The 18344-nt window shown below is 65.9% G+C and carries 21 protein-coding genes; 16 read left to right on the forward strand and 5 right to left on the reverse strand.

Translation table 11 applies throughout. The features are described from left to right. The first annotated feature begins 47 nt into the window (after window positions 1-47). From J3E61_RS21780 to J3E61_RS21795, 4 genes are read left to right on the forward strand one after another with little or no spacing between them, the layout of a single operon-like run. Window positions 48-1064: an LLM class flavin-dependent oxidoreductase gene (locus J3E61_RS21780; RefSeq protein ID WP_210084939.1), complete on the forward strand. Its 1017-nt coding sequence runs from the start codon at window positions 48-50 to the stop codon at window positions 1062-1064. Beyond that, window positions 1061-2695, forward strand: coding sequence for an FAD-dependent monooxygenase (locus J3E61_RS21785; protein WP_210084940.1), 1635 nt, complete (start codon window positions 1061-1063; stop codon window positions 2693-2695). Before J3E61_RS21780 ends, J3E61_RS21785 begins: the two co-directional genes overlap by 4 nt. Next, window positions 2692-3582 (forward strand): SDR family NAD(P)-dependent oxidoreductase, encoded by an 891-nt coding sequence (locus J3E61_RS21790; RefSeq protein ID WP_210084941.1) that lies wholly within the window; start codon window positions 2692-2694, stop codon window positions 3580-3582. Before J3E61_RS21785 ends, J3E61_RS21790 begins: the two co-directional genes overlap by 4 nt. 50 nt (window positions 3583-3632) lie before the next feature. After that, window positions 3633-4211, forward strand: coding sequence for a carboxymuconolactone decarboxylase family protein (locus J3E61_RS21795; RefSeq protein WP_210085655.1), 579 nt, complete (start codon window positions 3633-3635; stop codon window positions 4209-4211). 63 nt (window positions 4212-4274) lie between these two features. On the opposite strand, the gene J3E61_RS21800 is transcribed toward J3E61_RS21795, so the two are convergent. After that, window positions 4275-5978, reverse strand: coding sequence for a hypothetical protein (locus tag J3E61_RS21800; RefSeq protein ID WP_192720986.1), 1704 nt, complete (start codon window positions 5976-5978; stop codon window positions 4275-4277). A 470-nt stretch (window positions 5979-6448) separates the two neighbouring features. Here J3E61_RS21800 and J3E61_RS21805 point away from each other — a divergent pair, with 470 nt between their 5' ends. The 7 genes from J3E61_RS21805 (at window position 6449) to J3E61_RS21835 (ending at window position 9990) form a co-directional block, all read left to right on the forward strand. Further along, window positions 6449-6748: a hypothetical protein gene (locus tag J3E61_RS21805; protein WP_210084942.1), complete on the forward strand. Its 300-nt coding sequence runs from the start codon at window positions 6449-6451 to the stop codon at window positions 6746-6748. Window positions 6749-6793: 45 nt separating this feature from the next. Further along, window positions 6794-7531 carry a 4-hydroxy-tetrahydrodipicolinate reductase gene (locus tag J3E61_RS21810; RefSeq protein ID WP_192720984.1) on the forward strand — a complete coding sequence of 246 codons (738 nt, stop codon included), beginning with the start codon at window positions 6794-6796 and terminating at the stop codon, window positions 7529-7531. Beyond that, entirely contained in the window at window positions 7528-7995 is a 468-nt protein-coding gene (locus J3E61_RS21815; RefSeq protein WP_192720983.1) for a hypothetical protein, read from the forward strand. Before J3E61_RS21810 ends, J3E61_RS21815 begins: the two co-directional genes overlap by 4 nt. Then, on the forward strand, window positions 7992-8447 hold the full coding sequence (locus J3E61_RS21820) for a flavodoxin family protein (RefSeq protein WP_210084943.1): 456 nt from the start codon (window positions 7992-7994) through the stop codon (window positions 8445-8447). Before J3E61_RS21815 ends, J3E61_RS21820 begins: the two co-directional genes overlap by 4 nt. Before the next feature lie 159 nt (window positions 8448-8606). Further along, window positions 8607-8867 (forward strand): hypothetical protein, encoded by a 261-nt coding sequence (locus J3E61_RS21825; protein WP_210084944.1) that lies wholly within the window; start codon window positions 8607-8609, stop codon window positions 8865-8867. A 9-nt stretch (window positions 8868-8876) separates the two neighbouring features. Then, window positions 8877-9521, forward strand: a complete 645-nt coding sequence (gene phoU, locus J3E61_RS21830) for a phosphate signaling complex protein PhoU (RefSeq protein WP_192720980.1) — start codon at window positions 8877-8879, stop codon at window positions 9519-9521. A 10-nt stretch (window positions 9522-9531) separates the two neighbouring features. Then, window positions 9532-9990, forward strand: coding sequence for a hypothetical protein (locus tag J3E61_RS21835; protein WP_192720979.1), 459 nt, complete (start codon window positions 9532-9534; stop codon window positions 9988-9990). On the opposite strand, the gene J3E61_RS21840 is transcribed toward J3E61_RS21835, so the two are convergent. Both J3E61_RS21840 and J3E61_RS21845 read right to left on the reverse strand, forming a co-directional pair. Continuing rightward, window positions 9953-11065 carry an AlkZ family DNA glycosylase gene (locus tag J3E61_RS21840; protein ID WP_210084945.1) on the reverse strand — a complete coding sequence of 371 codons (1113 nt, stop codon included), beginning with the start codon at window positions 11063-11065 and terminating at the stop codon, window positions 9953-9955. The two genes, J3E61_RS21835 and J3E61_RS21840, sit on opposite strands and share 38 nt — an antisense overlap. Beyond that, window positions 11062-11802 carry a dienelactone hydrolase family protein gene (locus J3E61_RS21845; RefSeq protein WP_192720977.1) on the reverse strand — a complete coding sequence of 247 codons (741 nt, stop codon included), beginning with the start codon at window positions 11800-11802 and terminating at the stop codon, window positions 11062-11064. Before J3E61_RS21845 ends, J3E61_RS21840 begins: the two co-directional genes overlap by 4 nt. 42 nt (window positions 11803-11844) lie before the next feature. Between J3E61_RS21845 and J3E61_RS21850 the strand changes: the two genes are divergently transcribed. From J3E61_RS21850 to J3E61_RS21860, 3 genes are read left to right on the forward strand one after another with little or no spacing between them, the layout of a single operon-like run. Beyond that, window positions 11845-12645: a thymidylate synthase gene (locus tag J3E61_RS21850; protein ID WP_210084946.1), complete on the forward strand. Its 801-nt coding sequence runs from the start codon at window positions 11845-11847 to the stop codon at window positions 12643-12645. Next, window positions 12642-13130, forward strand: coding sequence for a dihydrofolate reductase (locus J3E61_RS21855; protein ID WP_210084947.1), 489 nt, complete (start codon window positions 12642-12644; stop codon window positions 13128-13130). Before J3E61_RS21850 ends, J3E61_RS21855 begins: the two co-directional genes overlap by 4 nt. A gap of 33 nt (window positions 13131-13163) precedes the next feature. Further along, window positions 13164-14378 carry a YcaQ family DNA glycosylase gene (locus J3E61_RS21860; RefSeq protein WP_210084948.1) on the forward strand — a complete coding sequence of 405 codons (1215 nt, stop codon included), beginning with the start codon at window positions 13164-13166 and terminating at the stop codon, window positions 14376-14378. Here J3E61_RS21860 and J3E61_RS21865 read toward each other — a convergent pair. Together J3E61_RS21865 and J3E61_RS21870 are read right to left on the reverse strand one after the other, a co-directional pair. Further along, window positions 14323-15759 carry an APC family permease gene (locus tag J3E61_RS21865; RefSeq protein ID WP_210084949.1) on the reverse strand — a complete coding sequence of 479 codons (1437 nt, stop codon included), beginning with the start codon at window positions 15757-15759 and terminating at the stop codon, window positions 14323-14325. The genes J3E61_RS21860 and J3E61_RS21865 overlap by 56 nt on opposite strands. A 29-nt stretch (window positions 15760-15788) precedes the next feature. Then, a complete protein-coding gene (locus J3E61_RS21870; protein ID WP_210084950.1) occupies window positions 15789-16712 on the reverse strand; it encodes a proline iminopeptidase-family hydrolase in 924 nt (307 codons plus the stop codon). A gap of 53 nt (window positions 16713-16765) precedes the next feature. On the opposite strand from J3E61_RS21870, the gene J3E61_RS21875 reads away from it, so the two are divergent. Together J3E61_RS21875 and J3E61_RS21880 are read left to right on the forward strand one after the other, a co-directional pair. Continuing rightward, on the forward strand, window positions 16766-17545 hold the full coding sequence (locus J3E61_RS21875; protein ID WP_210084951.1) for a FadR family transcriptional regulator: 780 nt from the start codon (window positions 16766-16768) through the stop codon (window positions 17543-17545). A 35-nt stretch (window positions 17546-17580) separates the two neighbouring features. Next, window positions 17581-18333 carry an FAD-dependent thymidylate synthase gene (locus tag J3E61_RS21880; protein ID WP_210084952.1) on the forward strand — a complete coding sequence of 251 codons (753 nt, stop codon included), beginning with the start codon at window positions 17581-17583 and terminating at the stop codon, window positions 18331-18333. The last annotated feature ends 11 nt before the right edge of the window (window positions 18334-18344 follow it).

An 18344-nucleotide genomic window follows, 5' to 3' on the forward strand; every position in this document is an offset into this window, starting at 1 on the left:
CATCCGACAGATTCGGTGGCTGCGGTACGCGCGTCATCGTGGGCGGCATGAAGTTTGGAGTCGACGTCCCCACCTGCTTGGCCGGGATGGCGTATCCGGTCCCGTTCGCCACCGCCGACGAGGTGGTCCGGATCGCGGTCGAGGCCGAGCAGCTCGGATACCACGAGGTTTCTGGTAACGATCATCTGAGCACTCAACGGTTCGTCCGGGAGGCGTGGCCGCAGCCGCCGGATTACTTCGAGCCGTTGATGATGTTGGCGACCATCGCCGCGAAGACTTCGGTGGTCCGGCTGGGCACCGGCATTCTGGTGCTGCCGATGCGTGAGCCGGTCCTGCTCGCCAAACAGGTGGCCACGCTCGACCACATCAGCGGTGGCCGCGTCACTCTCGCGGTGGCGGCAGGCGGATACCGCGACGAATTCGAAAGCGTCGTACCTGATCTCGCCGACGCATCGCGAGTCGACCTGATGGCCGAGGGCATCGAGTCGCTGCGCGAGCTCTTCGAAAAGCCGCGATCCAGCTACGAAGGTAAGTATCGGCGGTTCCTCGACGTCGAATCGTATCCGAAACCCGTACAGGATCCGTTGCCGATCTTTTCCGGCGGCAACGGCAAGGGCGCTCTTCGACGTGCCGGTGAGCGTTGCGAAGGTTGGCTGCCCGCCAAGATCGGGCCCGCCGAGATCGCCGCGGGCCGGGCGACGGTGTCGAGCTATGCGCGGGCGGCGGGCCGCGACCCCGCAGCCGTCACGATCGGGCTGCAATCGGTTGTGTGCATCGCGGACACGACCCAAGAGGCGCGCGATCGCCTCGAGCGGTCCACGTTCGATCTGTTCCGGCGATCGCTGAAGGACACCATGATGAAGGGCGTCGATCTCGACAAGTACCTGGCCGACAACCTCATCGGCACGCCGGACGAGGTCTGCGCGAAGGTGGCGGCGTTCGAGGAGGCCGGTCTCGACGGCTTCTTCGCGACGCTGTTCGTCGCCGACACCGTCGACGAAATGCTGGAGCAGATGCGCCTTTTCGCGCATTACGTGTTGCCCGCCTTCCCGGACGCATCATGAACCGCCATCACGTCGATGTCCTCGTCGTAGGAGCTGGACCGGTCGGTCTGACCGCAGCCGCAGAACTGCGGCGCCGCGGTGTAACGGTGCGATGCGTGGACGCGGAGCGTTTCCACAACGTCAGCACCAAAGCCGCTGGCATCCAGGCCAAAACACTCGAACTCTTCGAACGGCTCGGTGTGGTCGATGCTGCTGTGGAACGGGGGCTTCCGGTGCGCAAGTTTCACATCCTGAGTGAGGAACGTCCGATCGCGCATTTCGACCTCGGCCGGCTTGACACCCCGTATCCCTATCTGTTGATGCTGCCGCAGAACCAAACGGAGGAGATTCTGCGGGAGCGGTTGGAAGAGTTTGGCGGAGCAGTGGAATCCGGCGTGCAGCTGGTTGGTTTCACACAGAACCACGCCGGCGTCGACGTCGTATTACGTTGTGCTGATGGACAATCCGAGCACGTCCGGGCGGACTGGATGATCGGTGCTGACGGGGCGCACAGCTCGGTGCGCCATCTGTTGGGTCTGCAGTTCGAAGGTGGAGCATTCCGCGAAGAGTTCGCCACGGTGGATGTCCGCATTGATTGGCATCTGCCGATGGACGAGTTATACGCCTACCTCAACAGAGGCGACTTCGTCGCGTACTTTCCACTCGTCGGCGGATGGCATCGCGTTGCAATCGCCTACAACACCCGTCGTGCGCCCGATGGTGAGGTCACCCTCGCCGAGGTTCAGTCGGCGATCGATGCGTGCGGCCCCACCGGTGCGCGCGCTGTGGAGATCGGCGATCGGTCCCGGTTCGTGATCCACCAGCGGACGGTGGAAAGGCCGTCCGTCGGCCGGGTATTTCTCGCAGGCGATGCAGCGCATGTGCATTCGGTGGTCGGTGCGCAAGGCTTGAACATCGGTGTGCAGGATGCGTTCAACCTCTCGTGGAAACTCGCCGCGGTGATATCAGGCCAAGCGAAGCCGGAATTGCTCGACACCTATGCAGCGGAGCGGCGTCCTGCCGCGAGCCGAACCGTGAGGGGAACCCGGCGCGCGACGCGGATGACGTTGTTGCGGCGCCCACCGACGGTGTTCGCGCGACAGCACGTCGCCCCGCTGGTGCTCGGGCGACGCCGGGCCAGAAGCACGATCGAACGCGCGCTGTCGCAGCTCGACATCTCGTACCGTGCACCGGGGGCAGTGGCGACCGGAACCATCGTGACCGGTGATCGAGCGCCCGACGCGCCGGTGCGGCGATTCGGTGTCGCGCGGACTCGGACCGCACCCGTCACCCGGCTGTTCGAAGTGATCAGGCGCGACGAGTTCTCGCTTGTTTTGGTTGGCGAACCGGATGATTTCGCGGTGGGTTACCCGCCGATCGCCCGAATGGTCACAGAATTCCCGCTGATCCAGCAGTACGTGCTGCTGCCGGACGATGCGGTGTACGGTTCGCTGCATACCGGGGTCACCACGCTGGTTGACGCAGGCAATACCTTGCGGCGCAAGTACGAAATCCATCGGCGCGCGATGCTGCTGATCCGGCCCGACGGTTACCTCGCACTGCGCCATGACGAGTGGGCTGCCGAGACACTTCGAAACCACTTGCAGCGCTGGCTTATTCCTGTCCGAGCGAATCAATTGGAGGAAGCATGACGTGCACTCTTCGACATGTCGTCGTAACCGGCGCCTCTACCGGTATCGGACGGGCGACCGCGGTGCGCCTGGCCGCCGCGGGTTGGCATGTGTATGCGGGGATACGCGCGCTCGCGGACGCGCCGATGGCCGAGACGGTCACACCGTTGCTGATGGATGTCACCAACGCCGGACAGATCGGCGACGCCGTCGAGACCGTCACCGAACACGTCGGCGCAGCCGGACTGAATGCGTTGGTGGACAACGCCGGAATCGGGGTAGCGGTTCCGATGGAACTCGTGCCGCTGGAATCGCTGCGGTGGCAACTCGAGGTCAACGTGGTCGGCCAGGTCGCGGTGACCCAGGCATTCCTTCCGCTGCTTCGCCAGGCCAGGGGGCGGCTCGTGATCATCGGTTCGATCGGGGATCGGTTCACCCCGCCGTTCGGCGGTCCGCTCGCCGCGTCGAAGTCGGCGATCGCATCGATCGCCGACGCGTTCCGGCAAGAGTTGGCGCCGTGGGACATCGACGTGGTATTGCTGGAACCGGCGAGCATTCACACCGAAGCGATCGACAAGCTGCGGCACGATTCGCAGAGCGCCGTGGAAGAGTTCTCGACCGCAGGCAAAGAGCTCTACGGTGAGACCTATCTCGGCATGGTGAGCGCGGCGCTGAAGCGGGAACGCAAGGGAAGTCCGCCCGATGTCGTGGCTCGCAAGGTGCAGACGGCGCTGACGGCGCGTCGGCCGCGTGCACGTTACCTCGTCGGCAAGGACGCTCAAGTGCTGGCGAATCTGGTTCGGTTCATTCCGACACCTACACTCGATGCGTTGCGCCGCAGGATCTTCCACCTCCCGCAGCCCGGTTCATCGGCTGTCGTCTCGGCTCGCGAGGGGGCCTCACGGTGAAACTCGCCAACCAAGATCAGGTAGCCGCACTCGATCCGACGTTCGGCAGGATGGCCGCCGAGGTCGGCATGCACGCGTGGTCGTTGCCGCAGTTGACCATGCGAGAGAAGGCGTTCGTGTTCCTCGCCGCCGACCTGTGTACCGCCAACGTTGGCTTCCCCTTGTTGACGCACGTTCAAATGGCAGAAGCCAACGGGGTTTCCGTCGCGGAGGGCGTGGCGGCGATCCGTCATCTGGCACCGTATGCGGGTTATCCGACCGCAGCGGTGGCGCTGCAGCAGGTGAGTTCACGGGGCGAGGCGAAGGAATCGCAGCCGGTCCACGATTGGGATCTCCCCACCGAAACCCTTGCCGCACTTGCTGATTTGGACGATGAGTTCGCGACTTTCGTCGCCAATCAGTACCACCAGCGGTGGGGCAGCGGTGAACTTTCGCCGCGTGAGCGGGCACTGGCGTGCATCGCGGTCGATGTGTTGAACCAGACCCTCGACGAATCCTTCAGTCTGCACATCGACCTGGCATACGCCGCGGGTGCCGGTGACGAGCAGGTGCGCGCGGTGTTGCTTCTCGTCGCGGAGTATGGAATCGCGAAGGCGTGGCGGGCCTTCCGCGCACTGGCGGCCCGGTGACGGCAAAGAGAAGGCGCCCCTACCGATTTCGGTAGGGGCGCCGACTCTTCAACTGTTGCGGTGTCAGCCGTTGGCGCCGTCGCTGCCGCTCGAACTGGTCTTGCCAGTTGCGGTGCCACCGGTGCCGCCGGTTCCGCCGGTGCCACCGACGCCTGCCGTGCCACCTGCGCCACCATCGCCGCCCGTGGCCGTTCCACCGGTCTTGTTGGTTCCAGTTGTCGCGCTGCCGCCGGAACCGCCGTCACCACCGTTACTTGCCAGTCCGCCGCCGGTGCCGCCCGTGCCGCCGGTCCCGCCAGTGGCGTCGCCCGAACCGGTGTGAAGGGTGGTATTGCCGGAGGTGGCCGTGCCGCCGCTGCCGGCAGTGCCGCCATCGCCGAGCACGCTGCCGCCGTTGCCGCCGCTTCCGCCGTCGCCGGCCGTGGCATCGCTGCTGCCCCCGGTGCCGGTGCTGGTGGCGGAGCCGCCGGTGCCGCCGCTGCCGCCGTCACCGACCACGGTTGTGTGACCGCCGTCGCCGGCGTCGCCACCGGTAGTCGCGCCGAGCGCCTTGGCATCGCCGCCTGAGCCGCCGTCGCCGCTGGCACCGAGCACACCGCCGTCGGCACCGCTGCCGCCTGCGCCGCCGGTCGCGGTGCCCAACGTGCTCGTGGCGTCGCCGCCGCTGCCGCCGGAGCCGCCCGTGCCCGTCACGATTCCGCCGTCGCCGCCGCTGCCGCCGGCGCCACCTGTCGAGGTGCCGGCCAGGACAGAGGAGCTGCCGCCGTCGCCGCCGTCGCCGCCGGAGCCAAGCAGCACGGTGTGGCCGCCGTCGCCGCCGTCGCCGCCAGTGGTGTTGCCGAGGCCGACAACCGCGCCGCCGTCGCCGCCAGAGCCGGCGTCACCGATGACGATGCCGGAATTCCCGCCGTCGCCACCGTCACCGGCCGCGCCGCTCAGCGCGCTGGTGCCGTTTCCGCCGTCGCCGCCGCTGCCGATCAGGATGCCGCCGTCGCCGCCGTTGCCACCGTCGGCGCCCGGCGTGAGCAGCGCGCCTGCGCCGTCGCCGCCATCACCGATCAAGCCCGCATGTCCGCCGTTACCGGTGGTCGGGTCGGTGTCGGTGCTAACGATCGAGTCACCGCCGTTGCCGAGCACGATGCCGGAGTCGCCGCCGTTGCCCGTGAGCGAGGTGCCGCCGCTGCCGATGAGCACCGCGCCGTTGCCGCCGTCGCCGGTGCCCGAGAGACCCCCGTTGCCCAACACCAGGCCGGCGTTGCCGCCGTCACCGGTGAGCGAGCCGCCACCGTTGCCGAGGACCAGGCCCCCGGCGCCACCGTCGGCCCCAGCGGCGGTCGCCGTGCCGCCGTTGCCGATCAACAGGCCTCCGTTGGTGGCGGTGCCGTCGGGGTTAGTGGTGCCATTGCTGATCAGCGGCGTCACCACCGGCGCCAAGGGCGCCAACGGCGATGTTGGCGCGACAAGAGTGTCCACGGTCGTCACCACGACCGGCGTCGCCACTGTCGGCACCGCGGTCACGACCGGCACCGCCGTCGACACGACATTCGAGACTGTCGACACCACCGGCGACACCACTTTCTTCACCAGCGAGCCGAGTAGGCCACCAAGGCTGGTCAGTTGCACATCATGCGGTCCGGTTGGCTGCGGGGCAGGGGTCACCGCTGCCGTCAGCGCGGCTGCGCCGCCACCACTGGCGATGACGCCGGCAGCGAGGTAGGTCGTTACTTTGAGCTTCCTGGAAGTTTTCGTCTTGCTGTGTTTGGCCATCGCCCCGAGATACCTTTCGTTGCCGAATGCAGTTCTGCACGCCGGACAGCTAATAGTTCTAGATCAGCGAGCAACATAATGCCACTAATGGTCTGGTTGACAGAGCAAAATCAGGAAGATTTTTTTACGCGCGTCGAGTGCGGCCGAGTTTTGCCTGGGCATTGGCGTCGAGGGAGCGTTTGGTGGGCTAATCTTAGGGGTCTAGCAGCTACGTTTCCCATCACGGTGCGGCGCCGCCACGGGCAATGCATGCGGGCGGCTTGCCCGGGCGAAGGTTCAGCTTGCAAAATTCCCATTTGTAATAATCGACGTGAGCGCAAATAAAGGCAGCGCTGGCGGCAATGTTCACAGCCATTTCAGGAACTCTTCAGCTTGTTGCTGTAGCGCACCAGCCGTCGGCGCCGGTGGGTGTAACGAATGGCGGGCGTCGGCACACCACAGTCAGGAAAGCCACTTCGAAAGGAAGACCAATGAAGTCCTTCATCCTGTCGGTCATCGCCCTCGGCGCCGCCGCCTCGGGTTTCGCCGGTACCGCCACCGCGGCGCCGTCGGCAGCCGCTGACGCATCTCAAACGATCAGCCAGTTGCGCGCCAGCGGATTCGAAGTGATCGTCAACAAGCTCGATACGGCACCACTCGACCACTGTGTGGTCAGCGCGGTACGGCCAGGGCAGACATTCAGCCGCATGGATTCCGGGGCACCCGGTGCGATGGACGACATCGTCACCACCGTCACCGCGATGACGGTGTACGTCGACTTGGCGTGCTGAACTCTGGCGGGGTCGACCCAAGCTGCCGGAAGCTAGGGTAGCCCCATGCGAGTCGGAGTGCTTGGGGCCAAAGGCAAGGTCGGCGCGACCATGGTTGCGGCCGTCGAGGCGGCGGAAGATCTCACCTTCACGGTTGGGGTCGACGCCGGCGATTCGTTGAGCCTGTTCTCCGACAGCCAGACCGAGGTCGTCATCGACTTCACCCACCCTGATGTCGTGATGGACAACCTGAAGTTCTTGATCGACAACGGAATCCACGCCGTGGTCGGTACCACCGGATTCACCGACGAACGCCTGAACCAGGTCGGGAGCTGGGTCAAAGACAAGCCCGGCGTTGCGGTGCTCATCGCACCGAACTTCGCCATCGGCGCGGTGCTCTCAATGCATTTCGCCAAGCAGGCCGCCCGCTTCTTCGAGTCTGCCGAAGTCATTGAACTGCACCACCCGCACAAGGCCGATGCCCCGTCGGGCACCGCGGCTCGCACCGCCCGCCTCATTGCAGAGGCTCGAAAAGGCTTGCCGCCCAATCCCGATGCCACCAGTACCGGCATCGAGGGGGCCCGCGGTGCCGACGTCGACGGCATCCCGGTCCACTCCGTGCGGCTGGCCGGGCTGGTCGCTCATCAAGAGGTGCTGTTCGGCACCCAGGGGGAGACCCTGACGATCCGGCACGACAGCCTGGACCGCACCTCGTTCGTGCCCGGCGTCCTGCTGGCCGTGCGAGAGGTCGGCGGACATCCCGGTCTCACAGTGGGTCTCGAGCCTTTCCTCGACCTGACATGAGCGATGGGGCGCGCGCACTGCGCATTCAGCTGGTGATCGGCTTCATGTGCGTGGCCCTGGTCGTGTACTTCCTCATGCTCGGCCGCATCGCGATGGCGTTCGTCACGTCGGGCCGGCCCGCCGCCATCGGCCTCGGTCTTGCGTTGATGGGCCTGCCGTTGATCGGGATCTGGGTGATGGTCAGCACGCTGAGAGCCGGCCTCGCGCACCAGCGCCTGGCGCGCATGGCCAAGGAAGAGGGGATGGAGCTCGACGTCAGCTCCCTGCCGCGGATGCCCTCCGGGCGGATCGAGCGGAACGCCGCCGACGCGCTGTTCGAGACCGTCCGCGGCGAACTGGAAGCCGATCCCGACAACTGGCGGCGGTGGTACCGGCTGGCACGTGCGTATGACTATGCGGGTGATCGCGGCCGCGCTCGCGAGACGATGCGCAAGGCCGTCGATATGCAGGAGCGGCAGCAATGAGCAAGACGCTGCTGATCGTGCACCACACCCCGTCGCCCTACATGCAGGAGATGTTCGAGGCCGCTTTGAAGGGTGCGACCGACCCCGACATTCAGGGCGTGGAGGTGGTGCGGCGTCCGGCGCTCACAGTTTCACCGGCCGACATGCTGGAGGCTGACGGTTATCTCCTGGGCTCGCCGGCGAACCTCGGGTACATGAGCGGCGCACTCAAGCACGCGTTCGATGTTTGTTACTACCCGTGTCTCGACGCGACGCGAGGACGACCGTTCGGCCTGTACCTGCACGGCAACGAGGGCACCGAGGGGGCCGAAAAGGGAGTCACCGCGATCACGACCGGGCTAGGTTGGGTGAAAGCCGCTGAGTACGTGGCGGTGTCGGGCAAGCCGGGCAAAGACGACCTTGAATCCTGTTGGGAGCTCGGCGCGACCGTCGCCGCTCAGCTGATGGAGTGACTGGGGATCGGATGCTGAACGGGCTCGCGCTTGTCATGGCGACGATTCTGCTGATGGTCCTGCACACCTGGCGGTATCGTCAGTGAGCCGGCATGCATGATGTCGGCAGTTCGGTTAATTCTCTGGTCAAGCAGACACTTTTCGGTTAGGCATTGATCGATGGGGGACAAGGCCGTACACACCAAGCGCGGTGCGATGGGAGCGTGTGACATCGCGCAGGCGGCGCTGTTCGCCGACATCCTTTCGGCCGAAGTCGCGACGCTGCGTGCACAGGTACGCAGGGCGGAGAAGCAGTGGAACGACCGACGCGGCCGCAGCCGCCACGATGTCGACACGCCGGCCAGGTTGCTGCGTTTGCGGGAGCAGCTCGAAGAGGCGAAGCGGCTCTCTGCGCGGTTGCGCAGACTGCCCACGCCATAAAGTGACGCTATGCGAACGGCTTTTCAAGAGCAGCTACATGCCCTGACCGCCGATATCGCCGAACTCTGTGGGTTGGCCGGAGCGGCGATGGAACGCGCTACCCAGGCCTTGCTGCAGGCCGACCTCGTATTGGCCGAAGAGGTGATCGCCGATCACGAGGCGTTCACGCTACGCATCAAGAAGACCGAAGAAGCGGTGATCACGCTACTTGCCTTGCAGGCTCCGGTCGCCGGTGATCTGCGCCTCGTCATCAGCTCGTTGTCGAATCTCGCCGACGTCGACCGAATGGGCGCTCTCGCGCTGCACGTCGCCAAGCTCACCCGTCGCCGCCATCCTGCCAAGGCGCTGCCTGAGGAGGTCAACGGCTACTTCACCGAGATGGGCCGCATCGCCGTTGACATCGGTAACAGCGTCAAAGACGTTGTGGTGTCTGGAGATCCAGACCGAGCGGCACAACTCGACGACGATGACGACGACATGGACAACCTGCACCGGCACCTGTTCTCAGTGCTGATGGACCGGGAGTGGAAACACGGTGTCGCTGCCGCCGTCGACGTGACCTTGCTCGGCCGCTACTACGAACGGTTCGCCGACCACGCCGTCGAGATCGGACGCCGGGTCATCTTCCAGGCCACCGGCGAGCCCACGGGATAACGGAGGAGACATGCCCGGTATTGCTGAACTCGCCTTGGGTGCAGCGCCGATCGCAGGTGGGGCGCTGCTGGGCGTTGCGGCCGGCAACCTCAAACCACCAGATGTACGCGGCAACATCGCCAAAGATATGGATCTGCTCGAGCGGATCCCGGACGATCGCCCCGAACTCAAAGCCCGGCTCAAGGAAAGCATCGACCGACGGATCGAGAGCCTTATCAAGGCCGATGAGCGCAGTCGTGAAATCCGGATCGCCGCGATGTCCTACACCGGTAACTGGCGAGACATCGTGGTGTTCTTGTGCGCGATCCTCTTCACCATCGTCTGGTGGAACGTCAGCCACAGCCGGGCCAACTGGCTGGTGATGTTCATCGTCATGATCATCGTGTCGATCGTGGCAGGCATTTACGCCGGCCGGGGTCTACTGCGCGCCGTCACCCGTTTCCGACGCTCAAACGACGCTGACGAGTAATCTCCACCTGCGGCTGGCTTACCCCGAACGCCAACTGCAGCAAGCGATTCCCCTCGTCGATCACTTCGTCGACAACATCGATGTGACGGTACGGCCGCACCTGCATGCTGGTCTGATCACCCTTGCCGACGAGTTCCCATGTCCCCGAGACGAATCCGTCAACCAGCACGGTGCCGGGAAACACCCCGTTCTTTCCCGAGAACAACCGCTTGCGGTCCTCGCCAGAGATCACCCGCGAGCGATCGGCGTGTGAGAGTAGTACGTTGTCGAACGGTGCGACCAGCCGCACGGGCGCCGGTGCATCGGGATCGGGCCGCGGAGCGTTTGGGGCGTCGTAAAGCGTCTGCCCGTCTTCGCTTTTCAGTCGGATCAACTTCAGTCGCTCGAGTACCTCGCCCAGCCGGGTGAGCCCGCTCCACGTCTGCACGTCGGCAGCGCTCGCTGGGCCGAACGCCTTGACATACCGCATCACCAGTTCGTCGATCGTCACTGGCTTGCCGCGCGGCTTGCCCAGCCAGGCAGTCGCGGTGGTCAGCCGGACTTGTCCGCTGCGCTGCCACAGCGCCCGCGGCGGGACCTGCACCAACGGCAACTTGCTGCGTGCTGCCTCGGCCAGTGCTCCCGGCGGCGTCTGGGGCCACCTCTCGGCGAGCCGCGCACCGACCTCCGCCGGGGTCAGGTGTTCTGCGTCAAGAAGTCGCTGGGCGGCCTTGACGACTGCCGAGACATCGATTTCGGCCAGCGCCTTGCCATGCGCGGTGTTGCTGCGCAGCATCCGATCGAGCGCCGGCTGGAGCAGTGGACGCAGCCGATGACAGTCTTTCGCCGAGACGAGGTGGATGGTGCCGCGCATCAGCACGATGCGGACCGCTTTTCGGGCCGTGAGCAGGCCGGACAGTTCATTGCCGGTGAAGCCGTCGAGCCGGCTCCACAAGCCGTAGTACGGCGCGAACGGTGCCTGCGCCTGCATGCCGACCAGGTGTTCGATCGCGGCGAGCGCGCCCATCGGTGAGCGCTGCAGCAGCAGCTGTCGAGCGAGAGTGGCCCGGTTCAGTGCCCGCAGCGAAACCGTCAATTCGGCAGTGCTGACCCGAACAGCTGCTGCAGCGCGATCCAGTGCCGCTCTGCGGCGTCCTCGTCGTATGGCGGGTTGTCGGGCACCGCGAAACCGTGGGCGGCCGGATAGAACTCGACCGTGTGTGTGACGCCGGCGGCGGTCAGCGCCTTGTCGAGCGTCTCGGCCTGTTCGGGAGTGAAGCTGGCATCGTTCTCGGCGCCCGCGACGTACACCGTCGCCTTCATCTGGTCGGCGAGCAGGTGCGGGCTGCCGGCGTCGTCGGTGACCAGGCCGCCGCCGTGAAACGAGCCGGCCGCCGCCACCCGGTCGGGCACCCGGCCCGCGACGATCACCGACGTCCGCCCGCCCATGCAGTAACCGCAGACGCCGAACGCGTCGCCCTTCACCTCGGGCCGCGACCCCAGGAAGTCGAAGAATGCCGTCGCGTCGGAGGCGATCATGTCGGGCGTGAGGCTGCCCACCATCGTCATCAGCCGCTTGCGCTGCTCGGGGTCGCCGAACACGGTCTCCATGTCGAACGGCTCCCAGTCACCGTCGCGGTAGTACACGTCGGGCAGCAGCACGGCGTGTCCGAAGCCGGCCAGCCGCGCGGCCATCTCCTGGAAGGTCGGCCGGACACCGCCGGCGTCGGGATACATCACGACCGCCGACCATGGGCCGGTTCCGTTCGGGGTGTGCAGGGTGACGGGGCAGGCGCCGTCGGGCGTGGTGACGGTGGCAGAGATACTCGGCATGGCATCCGTTCTACCCGCTGCGCCGACAGTAAGCTGACCGACGTGCCCATTGCCACGCCGTACGAGGATCTGCTGCGGCTCGTGCTCGAGCGCGGCACACCGAAATCGGACCGCACCGGCACCGGAACTCGAAGCCTGTTCGGCCACCAGATGCGCTATGACCTTTCGGCCGGCTTCCCGCTGATCACCACGAAGAAGGTGCACACCAAGTCCGTGATCTACGAGCTGCTGTGGTTCCTGCGCGGCGACTCGAATGTGCGGTGGCTGCAGGAGCGTGGCGTCTCCATCTGGGATGAATGGGCAAGCGACACAGGCGATCTGGGCCCGGTTTATGGTGTCCAGTGGCGATCGTGGCCGACGCCGTCGGGCGAGCACATCGACCAGATCAGCGCAGCACTCGAGCTGCTCAAGTCCGATCCGGACTCGCGACGCAACATCGTGTCGGCCTGGAATGTCGGCGAGATCCCGCAGATGGCGTTGCCGCCGTGTCATGCGTTCTTCCAGTTCTACGTAGCCGACGGGCGGCTGTCCTGCCAGCTCTACCAGCGCAGCGCCGATCTGTTCCTCGGTGTGCCGTTCAACATCGCCAGCTACGCGCTGCTCACCCACATGATGGCCGCGCAGGCCGGACTGCAGGTCGGCGACTTCATCTGGACCGGCGGCGACTGCCACATCTACGACAACCACGTCGAGCAGGTCACCGAGCAGCTGTCCCGCGACCCGCGGCCATACCCGGAACTCGTTCTGGCGCCGCGTGATTCGATCTTCGACTACACCTTCGACGACGTCGCCATCGTCAACTACGACCCGCACCCGGCGATCAAGGCCCCCGTCGCGGTATGACAGTCGGGCTGATCTGGGCTCAGTCCACCTCAGGTGTCATCGGCCGCGACGGCGGCATCCCGTGGCGGCTACCCGAGGACCAGGCGCGGTTCAAAGACCTGACCATGGGCCACACCGTGGTGATGGGCAGGCTGACGTGGGAATCGCTGCCGGCCAAGGTGCGGCCACTGCCGGGGCGCCGGAACGTCGTCGTCACGCGGCAACCCGATTACCGGGCCGAGGGGGCCCGGGTCGTCCCGTCGTTCGACGACGCGCTCACCGACGACGACATCTGGGTGATCGGCGGCGCGCAGATCTACGCCCTCGCGCTGCCGATCGCGACGCGGTGTGAGGTCACCGAGGTGGAGATCGATCTGCCGCGCCAAGACGCCGACGCCGTCGCCCCGGTGCTGGACGAAAGCTGGCTCGGTACCACTGGGGACTGGCTCACCAGCAGCTCCGGATTGCGCTATCGGTTCGACAGCTACCACCGTGAGTCCAGGTAGGCACTTGTCGGTGGTGTGCTGCACGATGACGAGATGCCGCCGACTCTGACGGGCGCCCAGGCGCGTCGCATCGCCGTCGCCGCCCAGGGCTTCGCCGAGCCGAAGCCGCGTGGCCCGGTCACCCGCGCGCATCTGCGGCGGCTCATCTCACGCATCCAGGTGCTGCAGCTGGACTCGGTGTCGGTGGCGGTGCGCGCCCACTATGCGCCGGTGTTCAGCCGGCTCGGACCCTACGACCGTGACGTGCTGGACCGTGCCGCGTGGAGCCACACCACGCGTTCGCCTCGGCTGCTCGTCGAGTACTGGGCGCACGAGGCCGCGTTGATGGCCGTCGACGACTGGCCGCTGTTGCGATGGCGCATGCGTGAGTACACCCACGGGCGGTGGCGCACCGAGGTCGTCAAGAAACGGAAGCGGCTCGCCGACGACATCGTCGCTGCGATCGCCAAGCACGGTCCGTCGACGGCCGGGCAGATCGAGCAGTACGTCGGCGAAGAGCGCCCCGGCAAGAAGGGCCCATGGTGGGACCGCAGCGACACCAAATGGGTGACGGAGGCATTGTTCTCGGCCGGAGTGCTGACGACGGAGACCCGCATCGGGTTCGCCCGCCATTACGACCTCGTCGAAAACGTGCTGCCGCCGGAAGTGGTGGCCCGCGAGGTCGACGACGAGGAAGCGGTGCGAGAGCTCACGCTGAGGGCGGCCACGGCGCTCGGTGTCGGAACGGAGACCGATATCCGCGACTACTTCCGGCTGTCTCCGAAACGGTCGAAGCCTGCGATCGCCAAACTCGTGGCCGATGGGGAGTTGGAGCCGGTCGAGGTCGACGGCTGGTCAGCGCCGGCGTATCTGCCTGCGGGTCAGAGCATTCCGAGACGCGATCGCGGGACGGCGCTGCTATGCCCGTTCGACCCGTTGATCTTCTTTCGGCCCCGGGTGGAGCGGCTGTTCGATTTCCATTACCGCATCGAGATCTACGTTCCCGCGCCCAAGCGCCAATTCGGTTACTACGTATGGCCTTTCCTGCTCGACGGACAACTCGTCGGCCGCGTCGACCTCAAGGCCGAGCGCACCCGCGACGCGCTGAACGTCGTCGGAGCGTTTGCCGAACCCGGTCAAGACAAGTCGCGGGTCGCCAAGGCCATGGCTACGGAACTGCGAACGATGGCGTCGTGGCTGGGGCTCTCTGATGTCACCGTTGGGGACCGGGGTGATCTGACGGCGCAGCTGTCGCGGGCTCTGGGGTGATGCCTTCGCCGCGCACTGTGCGTTCCTCGCTGAGGTCCGGCACGCCTCGACCGCGCACCGTGTTGACGATGAACACCACCGTGCCGACAACCAGCCACACGAGGCCGCCGATCTTCGCCAGGGAGTCCGCGTTGAACAGCACGTACCCGATGATCAGGAAACCGAGCGTCGGCACAACGAGGTGCAGCAGGTAGTTCTTCGACTTCTTGCGCCCGATGTAGTACCAGACGACGGACACGTGCAACAGGCAGAAGGCAAACAGCGCACCGAAGTTCACCAGCGACGAGATCAACGCGATCTGCCCGACGAAGAACAGCACGAGCACGACGCTGATCGCGCTCACCACCAGGATCGCGGCCATCGGCACCTGGCGGGAGCTGACCTTCGACAGGAAGCCAGGCAGCTGGCGGTCACGGCTCATCGAGTACAGCAGCCGGCTGGTGGCTGCCTGCGCGGCCATCGCATTGGCGAAACCGACGGCAAGCACGTTGACGACGAAGAACGCATTCATCCAACCGGTGCTCGACGCCGCCTCGACCAGTTTGAAGAACGCATTGCCCGCCTCGTCATCGCTGAACGATTCCCGTCCGCCCGCCAGCAGGCTGGCCAACCACGTCTGACCGATGAAGAAGAACGCGACGATGAACAGCGCGCCGATCATCGCCTTGCCGGCTGGATTCTTCTCGCCGGTGGACTCCTCGGCGAGTGTCGAAATACCGTCGAAGCCAAGGAAACTCAGCACAGCGATCGACAGGGCCGCGGCAATCAAGGGCGCACTGACAGTTTCGGGGTTCCAGATCGGCGTGGTGCTCCAGTGCACGTTGGGCAGCGAGTCGCCGTTGATGGCGCGCACCGCGATCACCACGAAGATCCCCAGGAAGACCAGTTCGAGCGCCAGGAACAGCCGGTTGGCGATCTTCAGCGAGTCGACCCCGAGCAGGTTGATCACGGTGTTGACGGCGACGAACACCAGCGCCCACATCCATCTCGGCGTCCCGGGGAACAAACCGATCATCGATTCGGCGGCCAACACGTACAGCAGCGTCGGTATCAGCAAGTAGTCCAGCAAGATCGCCCACCCGGCGAAAAAGCCTGCGCCGGGATGGATTCCGCGGCCGACATACGAGAACACCGACCCCGCCAACGGGAACGACTTGGCCATCTGCGCGTACGCCATCGCCGTGAACACCATGGCGATCAGGCCGATGAGGTACACCAACGGCACCATGCCCCCGGCGCTGTTGTAGACGACACCAAAGATCGTCCACGGCGCAATGGGCACCATGAAGATGAGCCCGTAGACGAGTAGGTCGACGGTGGCCACCGAGCGATGCAATTCCTGCTTGTAGCCGAAGGATTCGAGCGTGCGCTGAGCGTCCATGAGCGTCCTATCGGGATGTGAGGGGTGGGCTAGATGCGGGCTACCGCGTCGTGGCTGGCGAGGAAGTCGGCGACCACAGCGCGGAATTCCTCGGGCTTCTCCAGATGTGAGCAGTGACTGGCGTCGCTGAACACGTGGCTTGTCGCGTCTGCGATGTGATCGACGTAGGGCTGCCAGGCCGCTGGCGTCGCTTCGTCGAACTCGCCTGCGATCACCAATGTCGGTGCGGTGATCTTGGCCAGCCGGTCGATGATGCTCCAGCCACGCAGGGTGCCCCAGACGTAGAACTCGTTGGGGCCGTTCATGGTGTGGTAGACCGTCGGCTCGGCCTCCATCTGCGTGATCGTGTCGACCAGGTCCTGCGGCATCGGGTCGACCCGGCACAAGTGGCGACGGTAGAACTCGTTGGTCGCCTCCAGGTACTCCGGATCGGTGACGGTGTCAGCCTGCTCGTGACGGTCCAACGCGGCCTGCGTCTCTGCAGGCAGTTGTGCTCGCAACTCCGCGCAACCGGCCATCCACAGTTCCATCGAAGCCGGGGAGTTGCAGATCGACAGCGACGCAAGCCCGGGCGGTTGCCGCACCGCGATCTCCGCACTGAGCATTCCGCCCCACGACTGGCCGAGCAGGTGGTACTCGTCGATGCCCAGTGCTTCGCGCACGGTGTGGAACTCGTCGACGAACAGGTCGGGCGTCCAGAAGTCGGCGGGGGCGTCAGGCAGGTGCGTGCTGTTGCCGCAGCCGATCTGGTCGTAATGGATGACGGTGCGGCCCGTCTCGCCTGCGAGTTCGGCGATGTTTCGCACGTAGTTGTGCGCCATTCCCGGGCCGCCGTGCAGGACGAACAAGGGAAGGGCTCCGCTGCGTGCATCGTCGGGCGAGGTGATCTGCACCCAGGTTTCGTAGCCACGGAACGGGACCAGCCTGGTCGTAGAAGCCATGGCGCTCAGCATGAACCCGTAAAGGTCTCATGACAAGACCATTGACCGAGATTTAACATTTGCAGATGGCGCACAACGGAGCACCCGCAGGTGACGGGGAACTGCCGGGGCTGCTCCAACAGCAGCTGGACACCTCGTCCCGGGTCGACGAGGTCACCGACCGGCTGATCACCGCGATCGCGATCGGTGAATACCTGCCCGGTGCCCGGCTGCCGGTCGAACGCGATCTCGCCGCGTCGCTGGGCGCCGGGCGGATGACGGTCCGGGCCGCGCTGGCGCGCCTCGTCGAGCGGGGCCTGTTGGAAACGCGCCGGGGTCGCGGCGGCGGGTCGTATGTGCTCGACCAGTGGCCGGAGTCATCGACCGATGTGGTGGGCCGCACCCTGCGGGCGCGACTCGACGACCTACGTGACCGCTGCGACGCGATCTGCCGACTGCAGGGCACGGTTTGTCGCGCGGCCGCGGAGTCTCGATCTGACGACGATGTGTCTGTGCTGCAAGCCAGATTCGAGGCCTACCGGACGGCCGAGAGCGGTCTGGCGGCGCAGCAGGCCGATAGCCGGTTCCACCTCGCGATCATGGACGCCGCCCACAACGACGTCCTCAAGCAGGTGCTGCTCGACCTCAAGGCCACCGTGAGTATCGGTTCCCCCGCGCATCTGTGGGGTGAGCCATCGACCATGCGCGGCATGGAATTACGGGCGCTGCACGAACACGAGCAGTTGGTGCGGGCCATTGCCGACGGCCGCGGGGACGACGCCGACGAGCTGGCGCGCCATCACGGTGCGATCGACTTCGAGCTCATCACTACGGCGATGCACCGCGCCGGCGTGCTCACCGACTGAATCCACATCGGCAAGCGTCACGTTAGGGTGTGCCCGTGGCCGAGACCGCGCCGCTACGCGTGCAAATGATCGCCAAGACCGAGTTCTTGGCGCCGCCGGACGTGCCGTGGAGCACCGATGCCGACGGCGGCCCTGCGCTGGTGGAGTTCGCCGGGCGGGCCTGCTATCAGAGCTGGTCAAAGCCGAATCCGAAGACCGCGACGAACGCCGCGTACCTGCGCCACATCATCGATGTCGGGCACTTCTCGGTGCTCGAGCACGCCTCGGTCACCTTCTACATCACCGGCATCTCGCGGTCGTGCACCCACGAGCTGATCCGTCACCGGCACTTCTCCTATTCACAGCTCTCGCAGCGATTTGTCCCCGAGCACGACGCGCAGGTGGTGGTGCCGCCCGGCATGGAGGACGACGAGGAGCTGCAGGACATCTTCACCGCGGCGGCCGACGCCAGCCGGGCGACCTACACCGAGTTGCTGTCCCGGCTGGAGGCGAAATTCGCCGACCAGCCGAACGCGGTGCTGCGGCGCAAGCAGGCGCGGCAGGCGGCCCGCGCGGTGCTGCCGAATGCGACCGAGACGCGCATCGTGGTGACCGGAAACTACCGGGCCTGGCGGCATTTCATCGCGATGCGAGCCAGCGAGCACGCCGACGTCGAGATTCGCCGCCTCGCGATCGAGTGTTTGCGTCAGCTCATCGCTGTCGCCCCCCAGGTTTTCTCCGACTTCGAGATATCCACGCTGGCTGACGGGAGCGAAGTGGCCACGTCGCCGCTGGCGACCGAGGCGTGACGCCGCCGGGC

It is taken from the genome of Mycobacterium sp. OAE908, from assembly GCF_017872775.1.
Lineage (GTDB): Bacteria > Actinomycetota > Actinomycetes > Mycobacteriales > Mycobacteriaceae > Mycobacterium.

What these genes read in the sequence shown, in the direction of transcription:
- J3E61_RS21845 (WP_192720977.1), bottom strand. Translation starts at nt 11,802, where the DNA reads ATGCCGAGTATCTCTGCCACCGTCACCACGCCCGACGGCGCCTGCCCC.
- J3E61_RS21860 (WP_210084948.1), top strand. Translation starts at nt 13,164, where the DNA reads ATGCCGCCGACTCTGACGGGCGCCCAGGCGCGTCGCATCGCCGTCGCC.
- J3E61_RS21815 (WP_192720983.1), top strand. Translation starts at nt 7,528, where the DNA reads ATGAGCGATGGGGCGCGCGCACTGCGCATTCAGCTGGTGATCGGCTTC.
- J3E61_RS21780 (WP_210084939.1), top strand. Translation starts at nt 48, where the DNA reads ATGAAGTTTGGAGTCGACGTCCCCACCTGCTTGGCCGGGATGGCGTAT.
- J3E61_RS21835 (WP_192720979.1), top strand. Translation starts at nt 9,532, where the DNA reads ATGCCCGGTATTGCTGAACTCGCCTTGGGTGCAGCGCCGATCGCAGGT.
- J3E61_RS21820 (WP_210084943.1), top strand. Translation starts at nt 7,992, where the DNA reads ATGAGCAAGACGCTGCTGATCGTGCACCACACCCCGTCGCCCTACATG.
- J3E61_RS21825 (WP_210084944.1), top strand. Translation starts at nt 8,607, where the DNA reads ATGGGGGACAAGGCCGTACACACCAAGCGCGGTGCGATGGGAGCGTGT.
- phoU (WP_192720980.1), top strand. Translation starts at nt 8,877, where the DNA reads ATGCGAACGGCTTTTCAAGAGCAGCTACATGCCCTGACCGCCGATATC.
- J3E61_RS21785 (WP_210084940.1), top strand. Translation starts at nt 1,061, where the DNA reads ATGAACCGCCATCACGTCGATGTCCTCGTCGTAGGAGCTGGACCGGTC.
- J3E61_RS21800 (WP_192720986.1), bottom strand. Translation starts at nt 5,978, where the DNA reads ATGGCCAAACACAGCAAGACGAAAACTTCCAGGAAGCTCAAAGTAACG.
- J3E61_RS21875 (WP_210084951.1), top strand. Translation starts at nt 16,766, where the DNA reads ATGGCGCACAACGGAGCACCCGCAGGTGACGGGGAACTGCCGGGGCTG.
- J3E61_RS21865 (WP_210084949.1), bottom strand. Translation starts at nt 15,759, where the DNA reads ATGGACGCTCAGCGCACGCTCGAATCCTTCGGCTACAAGCAGGAATTG.
- J3E61_RS21805 (WP_210084942.1), top strand. Translation starts at nt 6,449, where the DNA reads ATGAAGTCCTTCATCCTGTCGGTCATCGCCCTCGGCGCCGCCGCCTCG.
- J3E61_RS21790 (WP_210084941.1), top strand. Translation starts at nt 2,692, where the DNA reads ATGACGTGCACTCTTCGACATGTCGTCGTAACCGGCGCCTCTACCGGT.
- J3E61_RS21795 (WP_210085655.1), top strand. Translation starts at nt 3,633, where the DNA reads ATGGCCGCCGAGGTCGGCATGCACGCGTGGTCGTTGCCGCAGTTGACC.
- J3E61_RS21855 (WP_210084947.1), top strand. Translation starts at nt 12,642, where the DNA reads ATGACAGTCGGGCTGATCTGGGCTCAGTCCACCTCAGGTGTCATCGGC.
- J3E61_RS21810 (WP_192720984.1), top strand. Translation starts at nt 6,794, where the DNA reads ATGCGAGTCGGAGTGCTTGGGGCCAAAGGCAAGGTCGGCGCGACCATG.
- J3E61_RS21870 (WP_210084950.1), bottom strand. Translation starts at nt 16,712, where the DNA reads ATGCTGAGCGCCATGGCTTCTACGACCAGGCTGGTCCCGTTCCGTGGC.